Source organism: Chitinophagaceae bacterium (genome assembly GCA_016713085.1).
Taxonomy (GTDB): Bacteria; Bacteroidota; Bacteroidia; order Chitinophagales; family Chitinophagaceae; genus Lacibacter.
Genome location: JADJPV010000001.1, coordinates 1913241 through 1937031, shown reverse-complemented (window position 1 = coordinate 1937031; position 23791 = coordinate 1913241). Strand labels below are relative to the sequence as shown.

The 23791-nt window shown below is 39.6% G+C and carries 16 protein-coding genes and 5 pseudogenes; 9 read left to right on the top strand and 12 right to left on the bottom strand.

Annotated elements, in window-relative coordinates:
* The first annotated feature begins 259 nt into the window (after positions 1 to 259).
* Positions 260 to 735 (top strand): annotated as a pseudogene (gene msrB / locus IPK31_09435) (peptide-methionine (R)-S-oxide reductase MsrB).
* 47 nt (positions 736 to 782) lie between these two features.
* On the opposite strand, the gene IPK31_09430 reads toward msrB, so the two are convergent.
* Positions 783 to 1232, bottom strand: coding sequence for a hypothetical protein (locus IPK31_09430; protein MBK8088141.1), 450 nt, complete (start codon positions 1230 to 1232; stop codon positions 783 to 785).
* Positions 1233 to 1394: 162 nt separating this feature from the next.
* On the opposite strand from IPK31_09430, the pseudogene IPK31_09425 reads away from it, so the two are divergent.
* From IPK31_09425 to IPK31_09410, 4 genes and pseudogenes are all read left to right on the top strand, one after another.
* Positions 1395 to 4652 (top strand): annotated as a pseudogene (locus tag IPK31_09425) (PD40 domain-containing protein).
* A gap of 72 nt (positions 4653 to 4724) precedes the next feature.
* Positions 4725 to 5042 carry a heavy metal-binding domain-containing protein gene (locus IPK31_09420; GenBank protein ID MBK8088140.1) on the top strand — a complete coding sequence of 106 codons (318 nt, stop codon included), beginning with the start codon at positions 4725 to 4727 and terminating at the stop codon, positions 5040 to 5042.
* 251 nt (positions 5043 to 5293) lie between these two features.
* The gene (locus tag IPK31_09415) at positions 5294 to 5614 is read left to right on the top strand and encodes a DUF2029 domain-containing protein (GenBank protein ID MBK8088139.1); all 321 of its coding nucleotides are present in this window, start codon (positions 5294 to 5296) and stop codon (positions 5612 to 5614) included.
* A gap of 46 nt (positions 5615 to 5660) precedes the next feature.
* Positions 5661 to 6278 carry a hypothetical protein gene (locus IPK31_09410; protein MBK8088138.1) on the top strand — a complete coding sequence of 206 codons (618 nt, stop codon included), beginning with the start codon at positions 5661 to 5663 and terminating at the stop codon, positions 6276 to 6278.
* A gap of 157 nt (positions 6279 to 6435) precedes the next feature.
* Here the strand turns inward: IPK31_09410 and IPK31_09405 are convergent.
* A pseudogene (locus IPK31_09405) lies at positions 6436 to 8264 on the bottom strand (phosphoenolpyruvate carboxykinase (GTP)).
* A 222-nt stretch (positions 8265 to 8486) separates the two neighbouring features.
* Between IPK31_09405 and IPK31_09400 the strand changes: the two are divergent.
* A complete protein-coding gene (locus tag IPK31_09400; protein ID MBK8088137.1) occupies positions 8487 to 9041 on the top strand; it encodes a 1-acyl-sn-glycerol-3-phosphate acyltransferase in 555 nt (184 codons plus the stop codon).
* On the opposite strand, the gene IPK31_09395 is transcribed toward IPK31_09400, so the two are convergent.
* From IPK31_09395 to IPK31_09370, 6 genes are all read right to left on the bottom strand, one after another.
* A complete protein-coding gene (locus tag IPK31_09395) occupies positions 9038 to 9499 on the bottom strand; it encodes an SRPBCC domain-containing protein (protein MBK8088136.1) in 462 nt (153 codons plus the stop codon). The two genes, IPK31_09400 and IPK31_09395, sit on opposite strands and share 4 nt — an antisense overlap.
* Positions 9500 to 9625: 126 nt before the next feature.
* Positions 9626 to 10039 carry a DinB family protein gene (locus tag IPK31_09390; protein MBK8088135.1) on the bottom strand — a complete coding sequence of 138 codons (414 nt, stop codon included), beginning with the start codon at positions 10037 to 10039 and terminating at the stop codon, positions 9626 to 9628.
* 76 nt (positions 10040 to 10115) lie between these two features.
* Positions 10116 to 10805, bottom strand: a complete 690-nt coding sequence (locus IPK31_09385) for a YafY family transcriptional regulator (protein MBK8088134.1) — start codon at positions 10803 to 10805, stop codon at positions 10116 to 10118.
* A gap of 51 nt (positions 10806 to 10856) precedes the next feature.
* Positions 10857 to 11345 carry an asparaginase gene (locus IPK31_09380; protein ID MBK8088133.1) on the bottom strand — a complete coding sequence of 163 codons (489 nt, stop codon included), beginning with the start codon at positions 11343 to 11345 and terminating at the stop codon, positions 10857 to 10859.
* Between the two features lie 67 nt (positions 11346 to 11412).
* Positions 11413 to 12051, bottom strand: a complete 639-nt coding sequence (locus IPK31_09375; protein ID MBK8088132.1) for a response regulator transcription factor — start codon at positions 12049 to 12051, stop codon at positions 11413 to 11415.
* A gap of 10 nt (positions 12052 to 12061) precedes the next feature.
* On the bottom strand, positions 12062 to 15076 hold the full coding sequence (locus tag IPK31_09370) for a PAS domain S-box protein (GenBank protein MBK8088131.1): 3015 nt from the start codon (positions 15074 to 15076) through the stop codon (positions 12062 to 12064).
* Positions 15077 to 15375: 299 nt separating this feature from the next.
* Between IPK31_09370 and IPK31_09365 the strand changes: the two are divergent.
* The 3 genes and pseudogenes from IPK31_09365 (at position 15376) to IPK31_09355 (ending at position 20260) form a co-directional block, all read left to right on the top strand.
* Positions 15376 to 18421 (top strand): annotated as a pseudogene (locus tag IPK31_09365) (amidohydrolase family protein).
* Positions 18422 to 18432: 11 nt separating this feature from the next.
* On the top strand, positions 18433 to 19740 hold the full coding sequence (locus IPK31_09360) for an amidohydrolase family protein (protein ID MBK8088130.1): 1308 nt from the start codon (positions 18433 to 18435) through the stop codon (positions 19738 to 19740).
* Positions 19741 to 19858: 118 nt separating this feature from the next.
* Positions 19859 to 20260 carry a hypothetical protein gene (locus IPK31_09355; protein ID MBK8088129.1) on the top strand — a complete coding sequence of 134 codons (402 nt, stop codon included), beginning with the start codon at positions 19859 to 19861 and terminating at the stop codon, positions 20258 to 20260.
* 8 nt (positions 20261 to 20268) lie between these two features.
* On the opposite strand, the gene IPK31_09350 is transcribed toward IPK31_09355, so the two are convergent.
* From IPK31_09350 to IPK31_09335, 4 genes and pseudogenes are all read right to left on the bottom strand, one after another.
* Complete coding sequence (locus IPK31_09350) at positions 20269 to 20769, bottom strand: histidine phosphatase family protein (GenBank protein MBK8088128.1); 501 nt, start codon at positions 20767 to 20769, stop codon at positions 20269 to 20271.
* Positions 20770 to 20928: 159 nt separating this feature from the next.
* Positions 20929 to 22775, bottom strand: a pseudogene (locus IPK31_09345) (amidophosphoribosyltransferase).
* 51 nt (positions 22776 to 22826) lie between these two features.
* Positions 22827 to 23384 (bottom strand): NAD(P)H-dependent oxidoreductase, encoded by a 558-nt coding sequence (locus tag IPK31_09340; GenBank protein MBK8088127.1) that lies wholly within the window; start codon positions 23382 to 23384, stop codon positions 22827 to 22829.
* 19 nt (positions 23385 to 23403) lie between these two features.
* The gene (locus IPK31_09335) at positions 23404 to 23787 is read right to left on the bottom strand and encodes an OsmC family protein (GenBank protein ID MBK8088126.1); all 384 of its coding nucleotides are present in this window, start codon (positions 23785 to 23787) and stop codon (positions 23404 to 23406) included.
* Positions 23788 to 23791: the final 4 nt, after the last annotated feature.

Below are 23791 nucleotides of genomic sequence, written 5' to 3'. Positions count from 1 at the left end.
TTGATTCACTGTAAATATAAGACAGCATCATTAAATAATTTACAAACTGAACCGAATTTGATTGAAACTTGTTTACTTAAAGAAGAATTTGTTAAGATGTAAGCTTTGTCGTGCAACAGACATCCGTTAGCATAGCTTCTGTCGTAACTTTAGGAAACAAATCAGATTATGAAGAAAGTAGTGATGATCATTGCAATTGCCCAACTTACGCTTGTTAGCTGTGGAGCACAAACAACCCAATCAAAAGAAAAAAAATACTATGAGTGAAGCAAAGAAAGGCCCGGTTTACTCTAAAACCGATTCATCCAAAGTAACCATGACGGATGAAGAATGGAAAAAAGTGCTGCCCTCCGACGTGTATTATATTGCCCGTCAAAAGGAACAGAACGTCCATGGACCAGCAAGTTTGAAAAATTTAATGAAGTGGGAACTTATTATTGCGCCGCTTGTGGCAATGCTTTGTTTAAAAGCGATACCAAATTTGAAAGTGGCTGCGGATGGCCCAGCTTTTACGATCCCATCAGCAAAGGTTCGATCATCTATACACCCGACAATACATTGGGTATGTCAAGAACAGAAGTGCAATGCGGAAGATGCAAAGCACATTTGGGTCATGTGTTTGATGACGGCCCTCCGCCAACAGGTTTACGCTATTGCATCAACGGTGTGATCCTTGATTTTGAAAAGGCAAAAGCAACAGAGAAGAAATTCAACGAAAAGAAAGGCGGAGAATAATATAAATTGATTTTCTGAAAGGCGGCAACTAAACGTTGCCGCCTTTTTTATTTCAGTTCAACTACGTCTTTATCGGGTATAATAAAATAGATATCATAATTCCATGCATCAATATCAATGATGCTGCTGTTTTCTTTCCATGGAATACGGATGATTGCATCCCTTCCAAAATTCTGACCGTTACGGATATTATCGAAGCTCGCAATTTTATACTTGATCAGTTTATTAAATACCAATTCCTGCTGTTTACTTTTTTCTTCATCTCCTTCATAGCCAAAAAAAGAAGGCCATCCTCTTTCCTGGCAATGCAACATGATATCCTGAAATAATGAATCACTCAGTTGACCCTTCAATTGATCTTTTACCGGTTCCCAGTAATCCTTAACAATCATTAAGGCCCGCCCGCCCCAATATGTAACATCCACTTTTGTTTTCTGCTGAGCATTTGCAGTAAGTATTGAACTAATCAAAATGAAAACCAACAGGAACTGTTTCATAAATTTCTTTTCATCAAAACTATATCTTCAACAGTACTGAGATAATACCCGCATTTGGGTAGAAGCTTCGTTTTAACATTTCCTCAAAAAACTGCCATCCATCAAATTCTTCCCACTCATTTCCTTTTCCATTTATCTTTAAGCTCCTTAACCAAATTAAACATGAGACGTTCATTAACCTGCTTTTGTTTGCTTTTAGCATTCAGTTTTACTTCTTTTGCACAAACTCCTTCCTGGCTTCGTTATCCTTCTATTTCACCCGATGGAAAAACAATTGTGTTTACTTACAAAGGCGATTTGTATAAAGTTGCTGCTGCTGGCGGAACAGCAATTCCATTAACCATGCACGAAGCACACGATTTTATGCCTGTGTGGAGCAAGGATGGAAAGAGTATTGCTTTGCAAGTGACCGTTACGGCAACTTTGATGTGTTTGTGATTCCGGCTGAAGGTGGCGAAGCCAAACGTATCACCTTTCATTCTGCAGCTGAATATCCTTACAGCTTTAGCAACGATAATAAGAATGTAATCTTTGGTGCAGCAAGAATGGATCTGCCAGCCAACCGCCAGTACCCTGCCGCTTATATGAGCGAATTATACAGTGTTTCAGTAAATGGCGGAAGAGTAACACAGGTATTCACTACTCCTGCAGAAGATATCAAGTTCAGCAAAGACGGCAGCAAAATTATTTATCATGATAAAAGGGACAGGAGAATCAATGGCGCAAGCATCATACTTCTTCTGTAACAAGAGATATTTATGTGTATGATTTTAAAGCCAACACACATAAACAGATCACAACATTTAATGGTGAAGACCGTAACCCGGTTTACAATACAGATGAATCAGCCTTTTTCTATTTAAGTGAAGAAAGCGGATCGTTCAATGTACACAAGATGAATGTGGTCGGCGGCAAATCAGAAAAGCTCACTTCTTTCAAAAAACATCCTGTTCGTTTTCTCAGCGGCAGTAATGATGGTGTACTCTGTTTCAGTTATGATGGCGATCTCTATACCATGCGTGGCGGATCAGCAGCACAAAAAGTAAATATCAGTATCCTGGCTGACGCAAGAAATAATAAAGAACAGGTGTACCGTATTACAAGCGGCAGCGGAATGAGTATTGCATCAAACGGAAAAGAAATTGCCTTTGTTTACCGTGGTGAAGTATTTGTAACAAGTGTGGAAGGAGGCGTAACTAAACGAATCACCAATACACCCGAAGCAGAAACAGGTGTAAATTTTGCGCCAGATGGAAAAAAGTATTTTGTATTGCAGTGAGCGTGATGGCAAATGGAGCATTTACGAAACAAAGATGGAACGTAAAGAAGAACCTTATTTCTATGCTTCCACACTATTAAAGGAAACAGCTGTTATTGAAAATAAAAATACCAATACACAGCCGCTGTATTCACCCGATGGAAAAGAAATTGCTTTTATTGAAAACAGGAACCAGTTACGCATTTATAATCTGGCAACAAAACAAAGTCGTACTATTTTAACCGGTGATCAATTGTTTGCCTTTGTTGAAAATGATCAGTATTATCAGTGGAGCCCCGACAGCAAATGGCTGTTGTTTGACTATGCTATTACGGGCAGTTCAGTTGGCGAAACAGGTTTAGTTAGTGCTGATGGCAAGAAGATCATCAACTTAACAGAAAGTGGTTTCAATGATTACAATGCCAAATGGATCATGGGTGGTAAAGCCATGCTCTGGTTCAGCAACCGTGATGGTTTACGTGGAGCAGCCATGAGTGGTGGCGCACAGGCTGATGTGTACGCTATGTTCTTTACACAGGATGCATTTGATAAATTTAAACTGAGCAAAGAAGATGCAGCACTGGTAAAAGAAATTGAAGAGAATAAAACAAAAGCAGATACAACGAAAAAGAAAACTCCGGTTAAAGATTCAGTTGTTATTGACTGGGATGGTTTAACACAACGTAAAACAAAACTCACCATTCATTCTTCTTCGCTGGGCGATGCACTGGTAAGCAAAGATGGTGAAACATTATACTACCTCGCAAGATTTGAAAGAGGAATGAATTTATGGACAACCAACCTCCGTACCAAAGAAACAAAAATGCTGGTACCGTTGAATGCAAATTTTGCAAGTATGGTTTGGGATAAAGAACTGAAAACAATTTTCCTCAACAGCGATGCAGGAATGATGAAGATTGATCCGGCAAGTGGTAAACAGGATCGTATCAGCATCAACGGTGAAATGATTGTTGATGGACTGAAAGAACGCCAGTTTATGTTTGAACATGTGTGGCGCCGTACAAAAAACACTTTCTACACAACATCGTTTCATGGAATTGACTGGGACAGTTACAAACCTGATTATGAAAAATATTTACCGCATATCGGCAACAACTATGAAATGAGTGAATTGCTGAGCGAATTGCTGGGTGAATTGAATGTGAGCCACAGCAGCAGCAGTTATGCCGCATCTAATCCGAATGCTGATGTTACAGCAGCATTGGGTATTTTCTATGATTATACTTATAAAGGCAATGGTGTAAAAATTACAGAAGTCATTAAAGATGGTCCGCTGGCAAAAGCAGGCATGAACATCAAAGCAGGAATGATCATTGAAAGCATTGATGGCGAGCTCATCACTCCTGATAAAGATCTGGCACAGTATTTAAACCGTAAAACAGGAAAAAACACATTGCTTGTTATTGTTGACGGAACCACAAAAAAAGAGTTCAGTATTAAACCAATTACTATTGGTGAAGAAAACGGGTTACTGTATAAACGCTGGGTAAAACGCAATGCAGAAGAAGTGGATAAGATGAGTAATGGCCAGCTGGGTTATGTACATATTCCCGGTATGAATGACGGAGCTTACAGAACAACCTATGAAGAAATTATGGGTAAGCATTTTCTGAAGAAAGCCATTGTTGTTGATACAAGAAATAATGGTGGTGGCGACCTGGTTGCAGACCTCGCTATGTTCTTAAGCGGTAAGAAGTTTATGGACTATGCTAATGATACAAGAAGCAATGGCTTTGAACCTAACTTCCGCTGGACCAAGCCAAGTATTTCCATGGCTAATGAAGCCAACTACAGTGATGGACATTGTTATGCATACATGGTGAAACAGGTTGGCATTGGTAAACTGGTTGGTATGCCTGTGCCAGGCACCTGCAGTTTTGCCGCATGGGAATCGCTGATGGATACAGGTATTCGCTGGGGTGCACCAACAGTGGGCTGTAAAGATGTTAATGGAAAATATTTAGAGAACTCACCAACAGAGCCCGATGTGAAAATGAAAAATGAAAATGAAAAAAGTAAGTGTGGGTATTGATCAGCAATTGGAAATTGCGGTGAAAGAAGTGTTGAAGGGAAATAAAATAACCGTGTCTGACGCCTCGAAGAGCCTCCTGACACATTCAAAAGGCAAAGCCTCTGCTTAATTGCAGCGGCTTTGCTGCTATAAAATATTTTTAAACCTCATTTAACAGCTTAACTTTATAAAAAACATCATCATGCTCCTCACAACAACTCCCACCATAGAAGGCAAACCTATTCAGCAATACATTGGTATTGTAACAGCCGAAACAATTATTGGCGCAAACATTTTTAAAGACATTTTTGCCGGCATCCGTGATATTGTTGGCGGACGCAGCGGCACGTATGAACGTGTAATTGAGGAAGCCAGAAGCAGCGCCTTAAAAGAGCTGGAACAAAAAGCACAGCAGATGGGGGCCAACGCAGTAGTTGCTGTTGATCTTGATTTTGAAACTGTAGGCAGCGGCGGAAGTATGCTCATGGTAATTGCAACAGGTACTGCTGTGAAAGTTTAACTGCTGCACTTGATTTAACAAACCAAAACTGAACAGATATTTTTGCCTGATGAAAAAAAATAAACTGACTGGAAACAAGTTCTTTGTTCCGGTAATAATAAGCATCGTTGTTATTATTATCACAGCACAGAGCCTTTTGCTGAATTCGAAAACATTTATACCGGGCGAGCCTTCCTACACACATTACAACAACTATGTAATTTTTAAGCAGTCCTTTTTTTCATTTAATTGAAAATAAAAACCTCTATGAGTTGTATCCCGCTGAACATTTTGATTATTACAAATACAGTCCAACATTTTCTTTGTTCATGGCTCCACTGGCTAATCTGCCCGATTCCGTTGGACTTTTTCTCTGGAACCTGTTAAATGTTCTTGTACTGTATTTTGCTTTGCGGCGATTGCCATTGTCTTCAAACAAAACCCATTTACTGATGCTTGGGTTTGTTTTTCTTGAACTGCTTACTTCTACCCAAAACTCACAAAGCAATGCTTTAATAGCAGGGCTGATCATCTTTGCTTTTACCTCTCTTGAAAGGAAAAAATTGTACTGGCATCGCTGTTTATTGTGCTGACTGTGTTCATTAAAATTTTCGGTCTGGTTGCATTTGCTCTTTTTTTATGTTTTATCCAAACAAACTAAGAGCGGCTGTTTATACAATTGGGTGGACAGTATTACTCGCAGCTTTTCCTTTATTGGTTATTTCAGTATCGCAATTATCTTTTCTGTATCAAAGCTGGCTGCATTTACTTCAAAACGATCACAGTGCATCCGTCGGGTTTTCTGTTGCCGGATGGCTTTACACCTGGTTTCATATTGATGCAAAAAATGCAACTGTACTTATTGGTGCTCTTGTATTTTGCTTACCCTTTTTGAAATGGAAATATTATAATGATGTGCAGTTTAAATTATTTTTTCTTTCCTCCATTCTGCTTTGGATTGTGATCTTTAATCATAAAGCAGAATCTGCCACCTTTATTATTGCAGTTACAGGAATTGCCATTTGGTTTTTTTCACAAAAAAGAACCCTGCTGAATACGATCCTTTTTGCAACAGCATTCATTTTCACCATCCTGTCGCCAACAGATTTATTTCCGAAAAGCATCCGGGAAAATTTTGTTATTCCTTATGTTTTGAAGGCTGTGCCCTGCATCCTGATCTGGTTTAAAATTATGTATGATTTACTTTTCTTTAAACCAGGCAGTAATAATTTAACTCCAGCCGGCAAAGCTGTATGATTTCAATTGAATGAACGTCACTCTTGAGTGAGATTGTTTTACAGGTGTGAACATAAATAAGACAGAGTATCATCACCCTGCTCAAAAAGCAAGGCCGCTGATAAAAATCAGCGGCCTTTTATTTAACTATCAATCAACATGAGAAAGCAATGTTAACTTATGATTCTGATGCAAGCTGATGAATTTCAGGTGAGCGCCATAATGCACTCAGCAACAGTTCACGCATATACAAAAACTCTTTTGGAATCCGATCATATAATTTTTCAAACAATTCTTCATGCCCTAATAATTCCTGCTTCCACAATTCTTTATCAACCATCATCAGATCATTGAATTCTTCTTTCGTAAACTTATCAGTTCCAAGGCCTGTCCAGTCCATATCACTGTAACGTGGTCTCCAGCCAATAGGGCACTCAACAGAACTTGCATTTCCTTTACAACGTTCAACAATCCATTTCAGCACACGCATGTTTTCACCAAAGCCAGGCCACATGAATTCGCCTTTTTCATCTTTGCGGAACCAGTTTACGCCAAATATTCTTGGTGCATTGGGCAGGTCACGGCCAAACTGCAACCAATGGTTTACATAATCACCAATATGATAACCCATAAATGGCAACATAGCAAACGGATCTCTTCTTACTTTTCCTAATTCACCAAATGCAGCAGCAGTCATTTCGCTGCCCATTGTTGCTGCGAGGTATACACCAAAGTTCCAGTTGAATGACTGATACACTAACGGAACAGCACTTCCTCTTCTTCCACCAAAAATAAAGGCCGTAATATGAACACCTTCTGCATTATCCCATTCAGAATCGATTGCAGGATTTTGAAATGCAGGTGCAGTAAAACGGGAGTTAGGATGTGCAGCAGGTTTACCACTTGCTTTATCATAAGGTTCACCATGCCAGTCAATCATTCCATCGGGAACTTCTTTCGTTAAACCTTCCCACCATACATCGCCATCTTTTGTAACGGCCACGTTGGTAAAAATAGTATTTGATTTAATTGATTCAATTGCATTAGGATTTGTTTTTGCATTTGTACCCGGTGCAACACCAAAGTATCCTGCTTCAGGATTGATGGCATACAAACCTCCATCTTCTCCTTTATGAATCCATGCAATATCATCACCTACTGTTGTAATTTTCCATCCTTCCATTTCATCGGGAGGAATCATCATGGCGAAGTTTGTTTTACCACATGCACTTGGGAATGCAGCTGCCACATATGTTTTTTCTTTTTCAGGATTTTCAACACCCAGCAATAACATATGTTCTGCCAGCCATCCTTCATCACGGCCCATTACTGATGCAATACGTAATGCAAAACATTTTTACCTAGCAATGCATTACCGCCATATCCACTGCCGTAAGAAATCACCAGACGTTCTTCAGGAAAATGAGAAATATATTTTACAGTTGGATTACAAGGCCATTTTACATCCTGTTGTCCTTTTTCTAAAGGAGCACCAAGTGTGTGAATACATTTAACCCAATCACCATTTAGATGATCCATTACCTGCTCACCCATACGTGTCATAATGCGCATATTCACCACTACATATTCACTATCGGTTAACTGTACACCATAACGTGAAAGTTTTGAACCAACAGGACCCATACAAAATGGAATCACATACATGGTTCTTCCTTTCATACTTCCTTTGGTTAAATCATCCAGTACATCTTTCATTTTTGATGGCTCCATCCAGTTGTTGGTTGGGCCTGCATCCTGCTTACGTGCACTGCATATATAAGTACGGTCTTCTACACGGGCAACATCACTTGGATCGCTGAAACATGCAAAACTGCCCGGACGTTTTTCTTGATTTAATTTAATAAAGGTTCCCTTATCTACTAACTGTTGACAAAGCAGGTCATACTCTCCCTGTGAACCATCACACCAGTGTACTGAATCGGGTTGAAAATGTTTTTCCATTTTTTCCACCCACTCTTTCAAATCTGTTTTAATTGTTGCTATCATATAAATAAATGTTAGTTTATGCCTCAAACATAAGGCGCTAATAATTGATATACAAGTGTTATTAGTGCAAGATTACTGCATGTAAAAAATATGGAGAATGAGCAATATCAGTTTTCAGACTAATTACAAGTAGCATTTCTTTAAAAGCCCCGCTGGCACTGCATTACAGAAATTATTGGTGCGCAAAAAAAATCAACTTATCTTTTCGCCTAATACTAACGCATGATAGGATTTCTCTTGTCCAACTGGATGAAATTGACTGGCTGGAAAGTAAAAGGAATATTCCCGAACCACATTCCAAAAATGGTTTTGGCTGTTGGCCCGCATACAAGTGCCTGGGATGTTGTAATTGGATTTGGTGCACGCAGACTGATTCCTATTGACCACGCTTACTTTTTAGGAAAGAAAGAATTATTTGAAGGAACTTTTGGGTGGTTCTTTAAAGCAATGGGTGGTACTCCTGTTGACCGTTCTTCTTCACAGGGCATGGTGGCGCAGGTAGCTGATAAATTTGCTCAGCATGATATATTCCGTTTGGGCATGAGCCCTGAAGGAACAAGAAAAAAAGTTGAGAAACTCAAAACCGGCTTTTATCATATTGCCAGGCAGGCAAATGTTCCCATACTGTTAGTTGGTTTTGACTTCGGAAAAAAAGAAGTGATCCTTGGTGATTTAATTTATCCTGCAGATGAAGCAGAAGATTTCAAAAAGATCCTTTCTTTTTTTGCCGGAGTTGAAGGAAAAATTCCTGAGCTTGGTGTAAAGCATTTAGCTTAATTGTTATCTTCCACTAACTTCTTAATTTCAACGAGAACCGGATTCCAGCCTTCGCCATTGTTATAGGAATCCCGGTATCGCTTTTCGCCTTCAGCAACTGTTGAATAATCGCCCTGGGTTACAGTGAAATGAGTTGTACCATTCTCTTCCTTTAATGTATATGTTACTGTAAGATAATTTTCAGGCACATCGGGAATAGATGGATTGTTAGGATCAATAACCGTGTATGCTAAAAATTTTCCCGGTTCCATGTTTACAATATGCCCTTTTACAAAGTCCATTTTCCTTCCCTCATATTCACCACGCCACAAAAGTTCGCTGCCAATCTTCCAGTCAGAAACTGTTTCGCATCCAAACATATATTGCTTTGTTTTTTCGGGATTGATTAATGCATCCCATACTTTAAGGGCGTGCGCATTGATAAGAATCTGATTGGTTATAATTAATTCCTGTTTCATGTGTTTATATTTATTGGTTCTTTGGTCACATAGTATATCCATAAAAATTATCATCGTTGTTTGTATAAATTAGTCAATAATTTTTATGGATATTTCATACTGATTGCTTCATTTTTTAAGTTACAATTAAAAATTCATATCGTCTGCACTTGGCCCATAACTGCCGGGAATAGGAATATTCAGCAACCGTAAATAAACACCAAGCTGTGCACGGTGATGCACAATCTGGCAATAAGCCATTCGTATTACGTCAGCTTTCGGTTCAACACTGTACACAGTTTCTCCGTTTCTCAGTGTCCACAATGGCAGTAATTCTTCTTCTGTTGCTTTTTGGTTGGCTGCAAAATCCAGTTCAGTTGTTGCCAGGGTCATTGTTACCCAGGCAGGCAACTCAGCAATATGTGTGGCAAGGCTTTGAACAGTCATACTTTTTTCGTGTGGCTTCCAGTTGTATTTGTCATCAGGAATAATTGATAACATTTTACGGGTTGTAACAGCTTCCCTTTCCATTTCTTTTAAGAGCGTTTCAATGATTGTCATGGTTGATTATTTTTTATTGTAATGCAAATAAAAAACCGGCCGCTGACAACCCTATGGCAGTGTGTTAAAAATATTTTTAATAACTCACTGGAAGTTTCTTCATGTAGTCGTTAAGAGCGATATGCTCCTTTATTTTAAAAGGCTCAGCAGTATTTTTCAGATCAAGAATAGATGATACCCTGAAATCTCTGTATTCCTTTCTTGTGTAGCACCAGGCAATCAGGTGCCAGTTGTACGCATAAAAAATTAATCCAAGCGGCTCTGCTTTGCGTTTGTTTGTAATTTCTGCCTTGTTTTTATAGGTAAACTCAATTACAGATTGTGAAGAAATGGCCGTTTGCAGGGAAGAAAGATAATCTGCGCCTTCCAGTACAGGATAACAGGATTGAAATTTTATTTGCTGCTGCAGGAAATCAATTTTTTCTTTTTCGCAATAACGCATCACTGATTTTACTTTATCCAGTGCAGCAGAATAATATTTCAGTGTTGATTTATCTGCAAAGCGCATGACCACTGATTGCATCAGCAACATTGCATTGGCTTCTTCCGGCGAAAAAGATACGGGAGGCAGAAAATATCCCTGCACTAAAAAATATCCTTTATTCTGTTCAAAACTTACAGGTATTCCCTGTTCAGCAATTGCTTTAATATCCCTGTACACAGTACGTACACTTATTTGAAATTTGTCAGCAATTTTTTCAGCGGTGATATACTTTTTTGATTGCAGTGTGGTAATGATACCCAGCAGGCGGTCGATGCGGTTCATGAACGTACAAGCTGTTTAAAGTAAAAAATGGTTTCACTCAGAGATGGAGATTTATCTCACTTCTTCAAACATTCCTGTTTGTTTGTTCTTACGTACGTTATCCCAGGTAAAGTATCTTCCGTTCATGGCTACATAAACACCGGCAGGTAATGATTGAGCAAATGCCAATGCACTGCCCAGGTTAAATAAACCATCGCTGCTGCCAAATTTAATGGGGATCATGGCACCGGTGAGCACCACTGTTTTATTGTTTATTTTCTGTGCCAGCACTTTTGCTGTTTCAGACATTGTATCGGTTCCGTGTGTAATAACGATCTTATCTTCATCACACTGTATACACTGATGAACAATGAGGTCACGGTCTTCAGCCGTCATTTCCAGACTGTCAACCATCATCAATGTGCGTATTTCAACCGGCACACGGCAACGACCCATTTCGAGCAGGTCGTGCATGTGCGTATCATTAAAATACAGTTGCCCTGTAATTTCATTGTACTCTTTGTCAAAGGTTCCGCCGGTAATAAATACACGAACTGCCATCGGTAAAAAATTTATACCGGTGAAATTAGTAAAAGCATTCAATACAAAACATTGTTTTTAACCATCATCAGATAGCCAGCCCTGCTTCATTAATATAGTTCACTAAAGAAGCGCTGTTCTTCAGGTTCAGTTTCTTCAGAATATTGTGCCTGTGTACTTCCACCGTTTTCAATGAAATATTTAATGCAGTAGAAATTTCTTTTGAAGAAAGCCCCTGCTTGATATGTTTAATCACATCGAGTTCACGGTTCGACAGAGTGTTGGCACCGGTTGCATTTTCTTCATCAAACATTTGCTCTGATAAAATAGTTTTCACTTCGCTGCAGATAAACCGCTTGCCTTCGTTCACAGCAACAATCGCTTCAAACATTTCATGCTGCGGTGAATTCTTGGTTACATAACCCATGGCTCCAAGCTTCAGTAATTTTTTTACATATGCCGGCTGAGAGTGCATGGATACTGCTATGATCTTTGTTGCCGGCGAAAACTTACGGATTTGTTCGGTTGCTTCAATCCCGTTCATAGGCTCCATATTGATGTCGAGCAAAGCAATTTTTGGTCTCATTTTCTGCGCTTTTTCAACTGCTTCCTGTCCATTACTGCACTCTGCTACAACTGTAAAGCGTGGATCACTGTTCAGAATAAAGCTCCATGTTTCACGAATCAGTTTGTGATCATCGGCAATTAACACTGTAATCTTTTCCATAATTGAAGTTTTAATAATTAATAGGAATTTGTATTATGATTTTACATCCCTCATCGGGATTACTGACAATATTTACTGTACCATTCTGCAGTTCAGCCCTGCTTGTAATATTTTTTAACCCCAGCCCCATTTTCACCGTTTCAACTTCAAACCCTTTGCCATCATCTGTAATAATGAGTTTAATAAAACCGTCTTCTTCAAAAAGTTCTATGGTTACCCTGGTGGCATATGCATGCTTAATGATGTTATTCAGCTGCTCCTGAATAATTCTGTAAAGTGTGAGCTTTAAACTTTTTCCGATTTTAACTTCCAGGTCGGGCGGAGAAACATAGTTAATATCAATCTTTTCCAGTACCTGAACATTTTCAATGAGATCATTAACCGATGCAATTAAACCAAGATCATTAATACTGGCGGGCACCAGTGAGTGTGAAAGATTCCTGATGGTATGAATGACCATATTGATATGCCTGGTACCACGTTCAATCAGTTCCAGCGGATCATCCAGTTTATGCTTGAGCATTTCCAGGTAAAGTTTGGTGGTAGTTAAAAGCTGCCCCACATTATCATGCAGTTCTTTTCCTATTTCAGCCCTTTCTGTTTCCTGCGCAAATACAACCGCCTGTGCTATCTGGTTTTGTTTGTTACGTTCTCTTACCAGCAGCTCCTGTTCAAGCTTCTTTCTTTCGGTGATATCCTGCATTGCACCAACCATTCTTAAAGGTGTGTTATCTTTATTGAAAATCAAATACCCTTTATCGAGTACATGGGCGTAGGTACCATCGCTTTTCCTGAAACGGTATTCACATTCCCAATAAGGGGTGTTGCGCTGTTTTAAAAACCGATTAAAGCCCTCGATAACAGTTTCCTTCTCATCAGGATGAATATTAGCTTCCCAGAAATCCAGGTCATTTTCATTGTCATCAAAACCATGCCCAAAAAGAATTTTATACCCTTCGCTCCAGGCCATCCGGTTTGTAACCAGGTCAAGATCCCAGATTGCTTCATTTGTAGCCTTGGTTACAAGTTCATAGCGTTCATTAAAGATTCTTAATTCTTCAGCTGCTTCTTTCTGAGCTGTAATATCTCTGTGCGATGCAATGACAATTCCTTCGGTGATGATCGGTGTTGCCGTCCATGCAACCCATTTTGTTGCACGCTCTTTTGTAATAACCCTGTTTTCAAAATAAGGAACCGGTGTTCCGTTGCTCAGCTCTTTTAATTTTTCCAGCACAGCTTCCTTGTCAAAATCATGCACATAACTGAGCGGATGAATTTTTTTGGCTTCTTCGTTTGTGTAGCCAATAAATTTTTCAAAAGCAGGGTTCACTCTCTTGTATCTTCCGTCAAGTCCTGCAATGGTGAGTATATCATTACTGATCTGGAAAAATGTATCAAGCATCAGGCTGTTCTTGCGCTTTTCAATTTCTGCCCCAAACAATTTTCCCAGAATACTGAGAAGATTGGTTTCACTTTTACTGTAATGCTTAAGCGCAAAACTGAAAAAAGAAAAAACACAAATCAATTGCTTATCATTGAAGACAGGAACAATAAGACAGGATTGAAACCCTGTACTTTCAGCAATTTTCTTTCGCTTAAATTCAAATTTATTCTCAGATAAGTTTTCAATCCAGTAAGGTTTATAGGATGTAGCAATAGAAGGATCGTAATCTTTAACGGGATATTCAAAAGAAGATGTTAACTGCAAAAAATGACGGATTTGCTGATGATAGATTCCTTCATCTGCATCAAACGCAATTTTTTTAATGGATAAGCCTTCCTGGCCCGGAACCCATAATTCTGCCAGATCCCAGCTGGTAAATAAACGGATACTTTTTAATGCGGTTTCAAGATTTTCTCTCAACGACCTTGGCTGAATGAGTATTTCAGAAACTTCATAGCTCAATTCATTTTCCTGCTGAATATTGTTGGATTCAGTAATATCATTTACCAGCAGAACATTACCATTGGTTTCAGAAAATTCTACTTTTCTTTTTTCAATTGTAACGAGGATATTTTTGCCGGCTTTTGTTTTATGAGCAACAACCTTCCCTTTTGAGTATACTTCCCCCGCTTCTGCATCGGTTAACTGATCTTTAAACAACCGGGAAAATGAAAACTCCGAAAATTCTTTTTTCGAATAGCCGTATTTCTCAACCGCACTGTCATTTACATCAAGAATCTGTTCATGATCATCGCTCACAATAAAAAGCGGAACCGGCAGCTGATTAAAAAAAGATTTGTACCGGAGTTCGCTTTCAGCCAATGCTTCTTCCGATCGCTTTCGCATTGAAATATCATTCAGGCTGAGCATCATTGATTGAACCCTGGGGTTATTGAAAAGGTTTCTTCCTTTTGCTTCAGCCCATTTCCAGCTGCCATCTTTATGTCTGAAACGGATATCTTCTGAATGATTAACACCCGGATTGACTATTTCTTCTTCAAATGCTTTTAATGCAATGGGAAGGTCATCAGGATGAACAAAAGAAAACCCATTCTTGCCAATGAGTTCAGAAACCTCATACCCAAACATTTTTGTAACATTGGGAGAACAATAAGTAATCTGCCTTTTTTCATTTGTGAGCAAAAAAACATCAATGCTGTTCGATAAGAGCTCTTCATGCATTTCATCCCGGGCGGTAATTTCTTTCCTTACAGCTTCAATGGTTTCCTGTGAAATATCATATCCAATACACTGTATATAATCGCTCTTATTGTTTTGAAGACTGGTAAATTCCCAACGGGTAAATACAACCCCTCCATTCACATCAGGTTTCTTTAAATCAACTTTAATTGATCTTCCCGGGTGACTGATGCAGAATTCAACTGCTTTTGAACAGGCAGGGCGATCTTCGGGAAAAATTGTTTCAAAGGAATGAACAGATGTAACAGCAGCTTCCGACAGGCCAAACTTCTTTAAAAAGTAAGGGTTGGCAACTGAATAATACCCTTCTGCATTAATCAATACAAAGTACAGACTATCAGTATGGATAAAGGGCTCGGGTATCAGGGTTTCACTTATCATAAATAAAACAGGCAGTACAAAATTAGATTAAAGCACCTAAGCAGTTTGTAGCATAAACTACAGTTTTGTCACTGATATTTACTCTTATTTCCTGTAATGCTTTTTCTTCTTTCCCCTAAAAACACCCTGAAGGAAATCAGTTGACTTATAAACAGAACGAAAATATTGAAGCCCGGGGTGAATACTGTTGCTTCATTAAGCCAGTAACAATTGCCCATTTCCGCTCATCCAATCTTCTTTTCCTGCTCTGGATTTTCACTTACCTTAAGCCCATATTTTCAAAAAAAACCAACCGCAACATGAGAAGATTAGTCTTATTCTCCTGGTTATTGCTTTGTACAGCTTTATCCAGGGCACAGGAAACCTTTCCTGTAAATGGTGTGGCCGATAATCGCAGCGGCACATATGCATTCACCAATGCAACAATTGTAAAAGATGGTAGCACCACCATCAGTAATGCAACACTGTTAATTAAAGATGGAAAAATTACTGCAGTTGGCACCGGCATTTCGGTTCCTGCAGATGCTGTAGTGGTAGATTGCAAAGGCAAGTACATCTACCCTTCTTTCATTGACATTTATGCTGATTATGGCATGCCTGTTATTCAGCGTACACAGGGTGGCTTCAACTTTAATGCACCCGCCCAGCTTACATCCAATCAAAAGGGAGCCTTTGGCTGGAACCAGGCTATCCGCACTGATGTAAATGCAGCACAACTTTTTGCTGCAGATGATACAAAAGGAAAAGCCCTGCGTGAAAGTGGTTTTGGTTCAGTGCTTACTCACCAGCGTGATGGTGTTGCAAGGGGAACCGGCGTTTTTGTAACACTTGCCAATGAAAAAGAAAACAAAGTGGTGCTGAAAGAAAAAGCATCTGCTCATTATTCATTCAGCAAAGGAACCTCCACTCAGTCTTATCCCGGTTCTTTAATGGGTACCATTTCATTACTCCGTCAAACATTTTTAGACGCACAATGGTATAAATCAAACCCATTGGCTGAAGGAGTGAATCTTACACTGAAGTTCTGGAACGAAGAGCAAAACCTTCCCCAGGTATTTGAAGCCAATGATAAATGGAATGTACTCCGATCTGATAAAATAGGTGATGAATTCGGCGTTCAGTATATCATTAAAGCAGGAGGTAACGAATACCAGCGCATCAATGAAATGGCTGGAACCAAAGCATGGTTTATTCTGCCGTTGAATTATCCTGCCGCAATGGATATTGAAGATCCGCATGATGCGAGGTTTGTTTCCCTTGCAGATATGAAGCACTGGGAAATGGCTCCTTCAAATGCAGGTATGTTTGAAAAAGCAGGAATCAGCTTTTGTTTAACCAGTTCTGATCTTCGTGATGTAAAACAGTTCATGGCCAACCTCCGCAAAGCAATTGAATATGGCTTAAGCGAAGGCAAAGCGTTTGACGCTTTAACCAAAAATCCCGCAACTGTTTTAGGCGTGTATGATATGGTTGGAAGTTTGGAAACCGGCAAAGTGGCTAACTTCTTAATTACATCGGGCCCCATCTTTTCCGAAAAAACAATCATCTATCAAAACTGGGTACAGGGCGAAAAGTATGCTGTGAAAGATGAATTGTGGAACGAAGTAAAAGGCGTTTACAATTTAATTGTGAACACACCCGGTGGAGCAAAGAATTATACATTAGATGTAAAGAGCAGTTCAGTTGCCAATGTAATTGCAAAAGATACGGTTACCGGCCGTTTTACATTTGATGGCAAGCAGGTGAAATTAAATTTTCCTGAAGCAAAAGGAAGCCGCAACAATATTCGCCTCAGCGGTATTGCCAATGATAAAATATGGAGCGGTGTGGGTGATGATGTGAACGGAAACCGTTTTACCTGGACTGCAACTTTCAGCAAAGAAGCAGAAACAAAAGCTGACACCAGCAAATCAAAGATGGCTCCAAAAACAGGAAAGCTTTCATATCCTTTTGGAAGCTACGGATTTGAGGAATCTCCCAAACAGGAAACAATCCTCATTAAAAATGCAACTGTTTGGACCAATGAAAAAGAAGGCATCTTACAAAACACAGATGTATTACTGAAGAACGGGAAGATTGCAGCAATTGGAAAAAACTTAAGTGATGTAACCGCAAAAATAATTGACGGCACAGGCAAGCATTTAACTGCCGGCATCATTGATGAACACTCACATATTGCAGCTGCTTCCATTAACGAAGGCGGACAAAGTGTAACATCTGAAGTACGCATTGCTGACAACCTGAATCCTGATGATATTAATATTTACCGCCAGTTAAGCGGTGGTGTTACTTCTTCACATATTCTGCACGGTTCTGCAAATACCATTGGCGGGCAAACACAGCTCATCAAATTACGCTGGGGTGCAAATGCTGAAGAGTTGAAGTTCCAGGGATGGACAGGCTTTATCAAATTTGCATTGGGTGAAAATGTAAAACGCACCAGTGCAACACAAAACAACCGCTTTCCCGATTCAAGAATGGGTGTAAGCCAGGTATTGATTGATGCCTTTACCCGTGCAAAAGAATATGAAGCTTCGTATAAAAAATATGATGAGGAAAAGAAGAAAAACCCAAAAGCAGTAGCACCACGCCGTGATCTTGAACTGGACGCACTGGTGGAGATCATGAATAAAAAACGTTTCATCACCTGTCACTCTTATGTACAGAGTGAAATCGCAGATATGATTCGTGTGGCAGACAGGTTCAGGGTTTACATTGAATACGTTTACACATATTCTGGAAGGCTACAAGGTTGCAGATAAAATGAAACAGCATGGTGCAAATGCATCAACCTTCAGCGACTGGTGGAATTATAAAATGGAAGTGCTCGATGCCATTCCTTACAATGCTTCTATTATGCAGAAAGTTGGTTTGAATGTAGCTATCAATTCAGATGATGCTGAAATGGCCCGTCACTTAAACTTTGAAGCGGCCAAGAGCATTAAGTATGGCGGCATGAGTGAAGAAGATGCGCTGAAGATGGTTACTCTTAACCCTGCAAAAATGTTACATGTGGATGATAAGGTAGGAAGCATCCGTATTGGCAAAGATGCAGATGTGGTTTTATGGAGCGATCATCCATTAAGCATTTATGCTAAAGCAGAAAAAACAATTGTTGATGGTATCATTTACTTCGACAGGGAAAAAGACAAGCAATTGAGAATTGATATTGCTAAAGAACGTGCAAGATTAATGGCAAAAATGATCGGTGAAAAAAGAGCAGGTATGCCAACTGTTCCATTTGCACCAAGCATGGAATTAATGCAAACCTGTACAGATCATTATCACAGTCATGGCCTGCTGGTAATTGATGCACAGGAAAATGATCAAAATGGTAACCAATAAAATTTAAGACAATGAAGAAGATATTATTAATCATACATATTCTGTTTTTGTCGGCCGCTGTCTTTGCACAGGATGATGTGTACCCGGCAAAACCGAAAACAGAAAAAATAACACTGGCGAATGCTACTGTTCATGTTGGTAACGGAACGGTGATTGCAAACGGATTTGTAACATTTGAAAATGGTAAGATCATTGCGGTTGGAGAAACTGCTCCTTCTGCTCCCGGCAAATTGGTTGACGTTAAAGGGAAACATGTTTATCCCGGACTTATCTTATCCAACTCACAATTAGGTTTGGTGGAAGTGAACAGTGTACGGGCAACTATTGATCATACAGAGATCGGTGTATTAAACCCATCCATCCGTTCGATTGTTGCTTACAATACAGATTCAAGAGTGATCAACACATTAAAAAGCAATGGTATTTTATTTGCCAATGTTGTACCGCAGGGTGGAACCATCAGTGGCTCCTCTACTGTTGTTCAACTTGATGCATGGAACTGGGAAGATGCGATTTACAAAGCTGATGGACAAATGCACATGAACATGCCATCATTATTTTTTCGACCCAATCCATTCGCAGCTTTTCGTGGTGTTCTGGAAACACGTACTGCTGCTGATGTAATCAAAGAAGGATTGAACCAGATTGAAGGAATTAAAAGTTTTTTCCGTGAAGCAGCAGCATATCACAAAGAAACTGTTCACAGTAAAATCAATCTGAAATTTGAAGCAGTAAAAGCTTTGCTGGAAAAGAAACAAAAACTCTTTGTTCATTGCGACATCGTAAAAGAAATGCTGGTAGCCATTGATTTTGCGAAAGAGTTTGGTTTTGATGTAGTGATTGTTGGTGCAAGTGAAAGCTGGCAGATTGCAGATTTGCTGAAACAAAACAATATTGCAGTCATTCTTGGTCAGCAGCATAGTTTGCCAACCATGGCAGATGATGATGTGGATCAGCCATACAAAGCAGCAACCTATTTACAAAATGCAGGTGTACTTTATGCCATCAATGATGAAGATGGACAAACACGTGGCCGCAACCTTCCTTTCAATGCAGGCACTGCGGTTACTTATGGCATTACAAAAGAACAGGCTTTGTCAGCCATTACTCTCAATGCCGCAAAAATTCTGGGTATTGATGGAAAAACAGGTTCCATTGAAAACGGTAAGGATGCAAATATTGTAATCAGTGAAGGAGACATCCTTGACATGAAAACAAGCATCATTACACTTGCGTTTATACAAGGCCGGCAGGTGAGCCTGGAAGACAAGCACAAACAACTGAACGAACGTTACAAACAGAAATACGGAATTAAATAAAATTCAGTTCATAAAAGAAAAGGCAGCCTGTTGCAGGCTGCCTTTTCTTTTTCAGGTTATTACTCAATAAAGCAATGAATTAAACGTTTTATCTTAGTCTAACCAACAACCTTCTGCTATGAAAAAAATACTACCTCTTTTGCTGATCGTTGCAATAGCTGCTTTTTCCTGCCGTAAACCTGCAGAAGTACCTTCTCTTACAAGTATCATCGTTCAGGGAAAATGGTATGTAAATCTGATGAAAGATTATGGAGTTAACAACACAGCCGCTTTTACAGGCTGGCAGTTTACCTTTCAGCCTGATAAGGTTGTAACCGTTACCGACGGGGTTAATAATTACAGTGGATCATGGAAGGAAGACAGCACCCGTCAAAAATTTATACTTTCTATCAACTCTTCTGAAATTGAACTCATTTACATCAGCAAGGAATGGGATATCAGCCTTAAAACTTATGGCAGGGTTATTTTTAAAGATGATAAACTGAACCCGTCGCAGGAGCTTCAGTTCACAAAATTCTAATCTTCATTCTATTTAGTATCTGAAAGTTTGGGATAATCAAAAAACCAGAGTTCCTTTTCAGCCTTTTCAAAATCGGCCGAGCTTTTTGCTTTAATCTTTATTGCAAATACCGAACAGGTGGGCATATCATCAATTCTTGCAGCTGTAAGTTGATTCGCAAAGTCGGTAATGCCATTGTTATGAGAAAAGATAATTGTATGATCAATGGCCCCATCAATTTCCCGAATTACATCAATAAAAGCATCAGGCTCAGCCAGGTATAGCTTGGGTTGAAGAATCATTTTATCCGGATCTGCACCAAATTCTTTCATAAACAACTCACATGTTTTTCTTGCCCGTTTGGCTGTGCTGCTGATGAAAGCATCCACTTTTACCTTTCTGGCAAGCAGACGCTTCGCCATCATGGGTGCATCTTTTAACCCCCTTTCGTTTAAAGGACGGTCAAAATCTTTTCGCCCCGGCTCTTCCCAACTGCTCTTTGCATGTCTTACAAGAAATAATGTCTTCATGATTGCTGTAAAATAAAGCTTTCGGCCAATAAAAAAAAGCCACCTGCTTACGCAGTGGCTTTTTTAAAGCATTTTCGAGGTGTTTAAAAAATTGATTTTAAAGACGGGTATTAATACGTAGCAAATATTCGGCCAAACAGTTGCGTATTACACTTTATTTTAATATCCTCTTACATTTTTTCCATCCAGATAATTGAGGAGGGCTTTGTTACAAACCCTATTACCCCCGGTGTCGGATAATTGCCCGTAAAATACCAGTCGCCGGTGTTTGTCGGGCAACTTGCATGCAGATCTTCAATGTTCTGATAAATAACCTGTACCGGTGTTGAAAAACCAGATGGGGTAATCAACTGGGCAATCTTATCGCTGATTTCCTCTGTTGTAAATGGCTTGTACAAACGGCGCACTACATTTTCGGTATGCAGCTGATTATTACGCTGAAGTTCTTTAATGGTTGTATGCGCTTCTTCAATAATACCTTCCATATTCCGCTCTTTCAGCAGTTCAATTACTGCACGGAAAGCAACAAAATCGCCCAGCTTGCTCATATCAATTCCATAACAATCAGGGTATCTTATTTGCGGAGCGCTGGAAACAACAATGATCTTTTTTGGATTCAACCGGCCAAGCATACGTACAATACTTTCCTTGAGAGTGGTACCACGTACAATGCTGTCATCAATTACCACCAATGTATCTTCCCCTTTCCGAACAGTGCCATAGGTAATATCGTACACGTGCTGCACCATTTCATTCCTGCTGCTGTCTTCTGTAATAAAGGTCCGCAGCTTCACATCCTTAATTGCAATTTTTTCCTGACGAATTTTACGGTTCACCATTTCACTCAGTTTCTCCTCGTTGAAATCATTGCCCCAGCTCATAATACGCTGCACTTTGATCTGATTGAGATATTCTTCCATCCCTTTCACCAAACCATAAAAGGCAACCTCAGCGGTATTAGGAATATAAGAGAAGATGGTGTTTTTTAAATCGTAATTAATATGTTCAAGAATTCGTTTGCTCAGTTTATGACCGAGTGTAATACGTTCCCTGTAAATTTTTTCATCACTGCCACGGCTGAAATAGATCCGTTCAAATGAGCAGGCTCTTCTTTCTTTAGGTTCCAGTATCTGTTCTATATGACAATGACCATCTGCTTCTACAATCAAGGCTTGTCCAGGCATCAGTTCAAGTACTTCATTTTCGCCTACATTGAAGGTTGTTCTGATAGCAGCTCTTTCGCTGGCAGCAACAATCACTTCATCATCCATATAATAATATGCTGGGCGAATACCATGGGCATCACGAATTACGAATCCTGCTCAATTACCCGTCATGCCGCCAACTGTAAAACCACCATCAAACAATGGCGCTGCTTTTTTTAATACTTTACATAAGGAGGGGCTGTTAGGATTGAGTTCGTCTTCTTTTACAAGGAAATGATGAACCACTTCCATCATGGCAGCCAAATCGCTCTGCTTTTGAAATTCGCCCGGATCAATATTCACCAGTCCAAAAAGTTCATCTGTATTTACAAGGTTGAAGTTCCCGGCAAGGGCCAGGTTTCTTGAAGAATTTGTATTTCGTTTGATAAAGGGATGGCAAAATTCAACGTTGTTTTTGCCCTGTGTTCCGTAACGTAAATGACCCAGCATTAATTCACCCAAAAAAGGCAAATGACCTTTCATGAGCCCGGGATGTTGCTTGATATCGGGTTGATATTTTTCAAGCTCCGCAACTTCCTGTCCAACTTTAAAGAACAAGTCTGCAATGGGCTGATTGGCACTGCTGCGTAAACGGTGCAGAAAAGGATAACCAGGTTCCACATTTAATTTTACGGCTGCAATACCGGCACCATCCTGTCCACGGTTGTGCTGTTTTTCCATGAGCAGGTACAGCTTATTAAGGCCATACAGCACGGAGCCATATTGTTTCTGGTAATGAGAGAAAGGCTTACGTAAACGAATAAAGGCTAAGCCGCATTCGTGTTTTATTTCATCGCTCATGATTCGTGTAAGAAGGCGCAAAGGTAAGATTCCTCTGCCAGATGAACTGCATTAATTGGACACTGTTTCGGGATGCAGGCTCTCGGCAAGCCATAAAAACTCCCGTACAAATAGATCAATTGTTTTCTGATAAGTTTCGTCAACCAGGTTGCCCCCAGCATCAAATTTCTTATCCACACCACCTACCACCAGCATGTGAGGACTGGCAATGCCGAATAACGCATTGATCAGCAGCTGCATTTGTTGTGTTGCCCTCATTCCACCCATCATGCCGGGACTGGCCGTTACAATTCCAAATGCTTTACGACTTTGCTTGGGATAATGATCCAGCACATTTTTCATTGCTGAAGTATAACTTCCGTTAAACTCAGGGGTAACCAGGATAAAAGCATTTGCTTCAAACATCCGTTTGCTCAATGGTTTAAACTGATCAGGTGTTGCATCAACGGATACAAATACATTTTGTAAGAATGGCAAATCCCAATCTTTTACATCAATAATATCTACACGATGTTTTGTTTTCTCTGTTAAAATTTTTCTCAGAAATAATGCCACCCTGTGTGTAACGCTGTTTTCTCTCGGACTGCCTGATATAATTTCAATATTCATTTTAATTTTTTTGCGCTCATTACTGGTTTATTTCAACAATCAGTTCAGCATCACCTGATATTGTTTTTGAAACAGGACATGCTTTTGCTACCTGTATCAACCGTTGCTTTTGTTCTTCAGTAATTTGTTTTTCGAATTCCAACACTCTTGTAATGATTGATTTTCCTGCTTCCCGCTGTAAAGAAACGGAAATATTAATTATCCCTATATCCCACTTTTTATGATCAGTGTACATTCTTAATGTTACCAATGTGCAACTGGCTAAAGCCGCTTCCAGTAATTCATCAGGGGTTGGTGCTGTATCTTTTCCTCCTTTCTCTGCTGGTTCATCAGCAAAAAACTCATGTCTTCCATTACTATGGGTTACTCTGTATTGCTCCTGGCCGATAGATGATGAAATCATAATA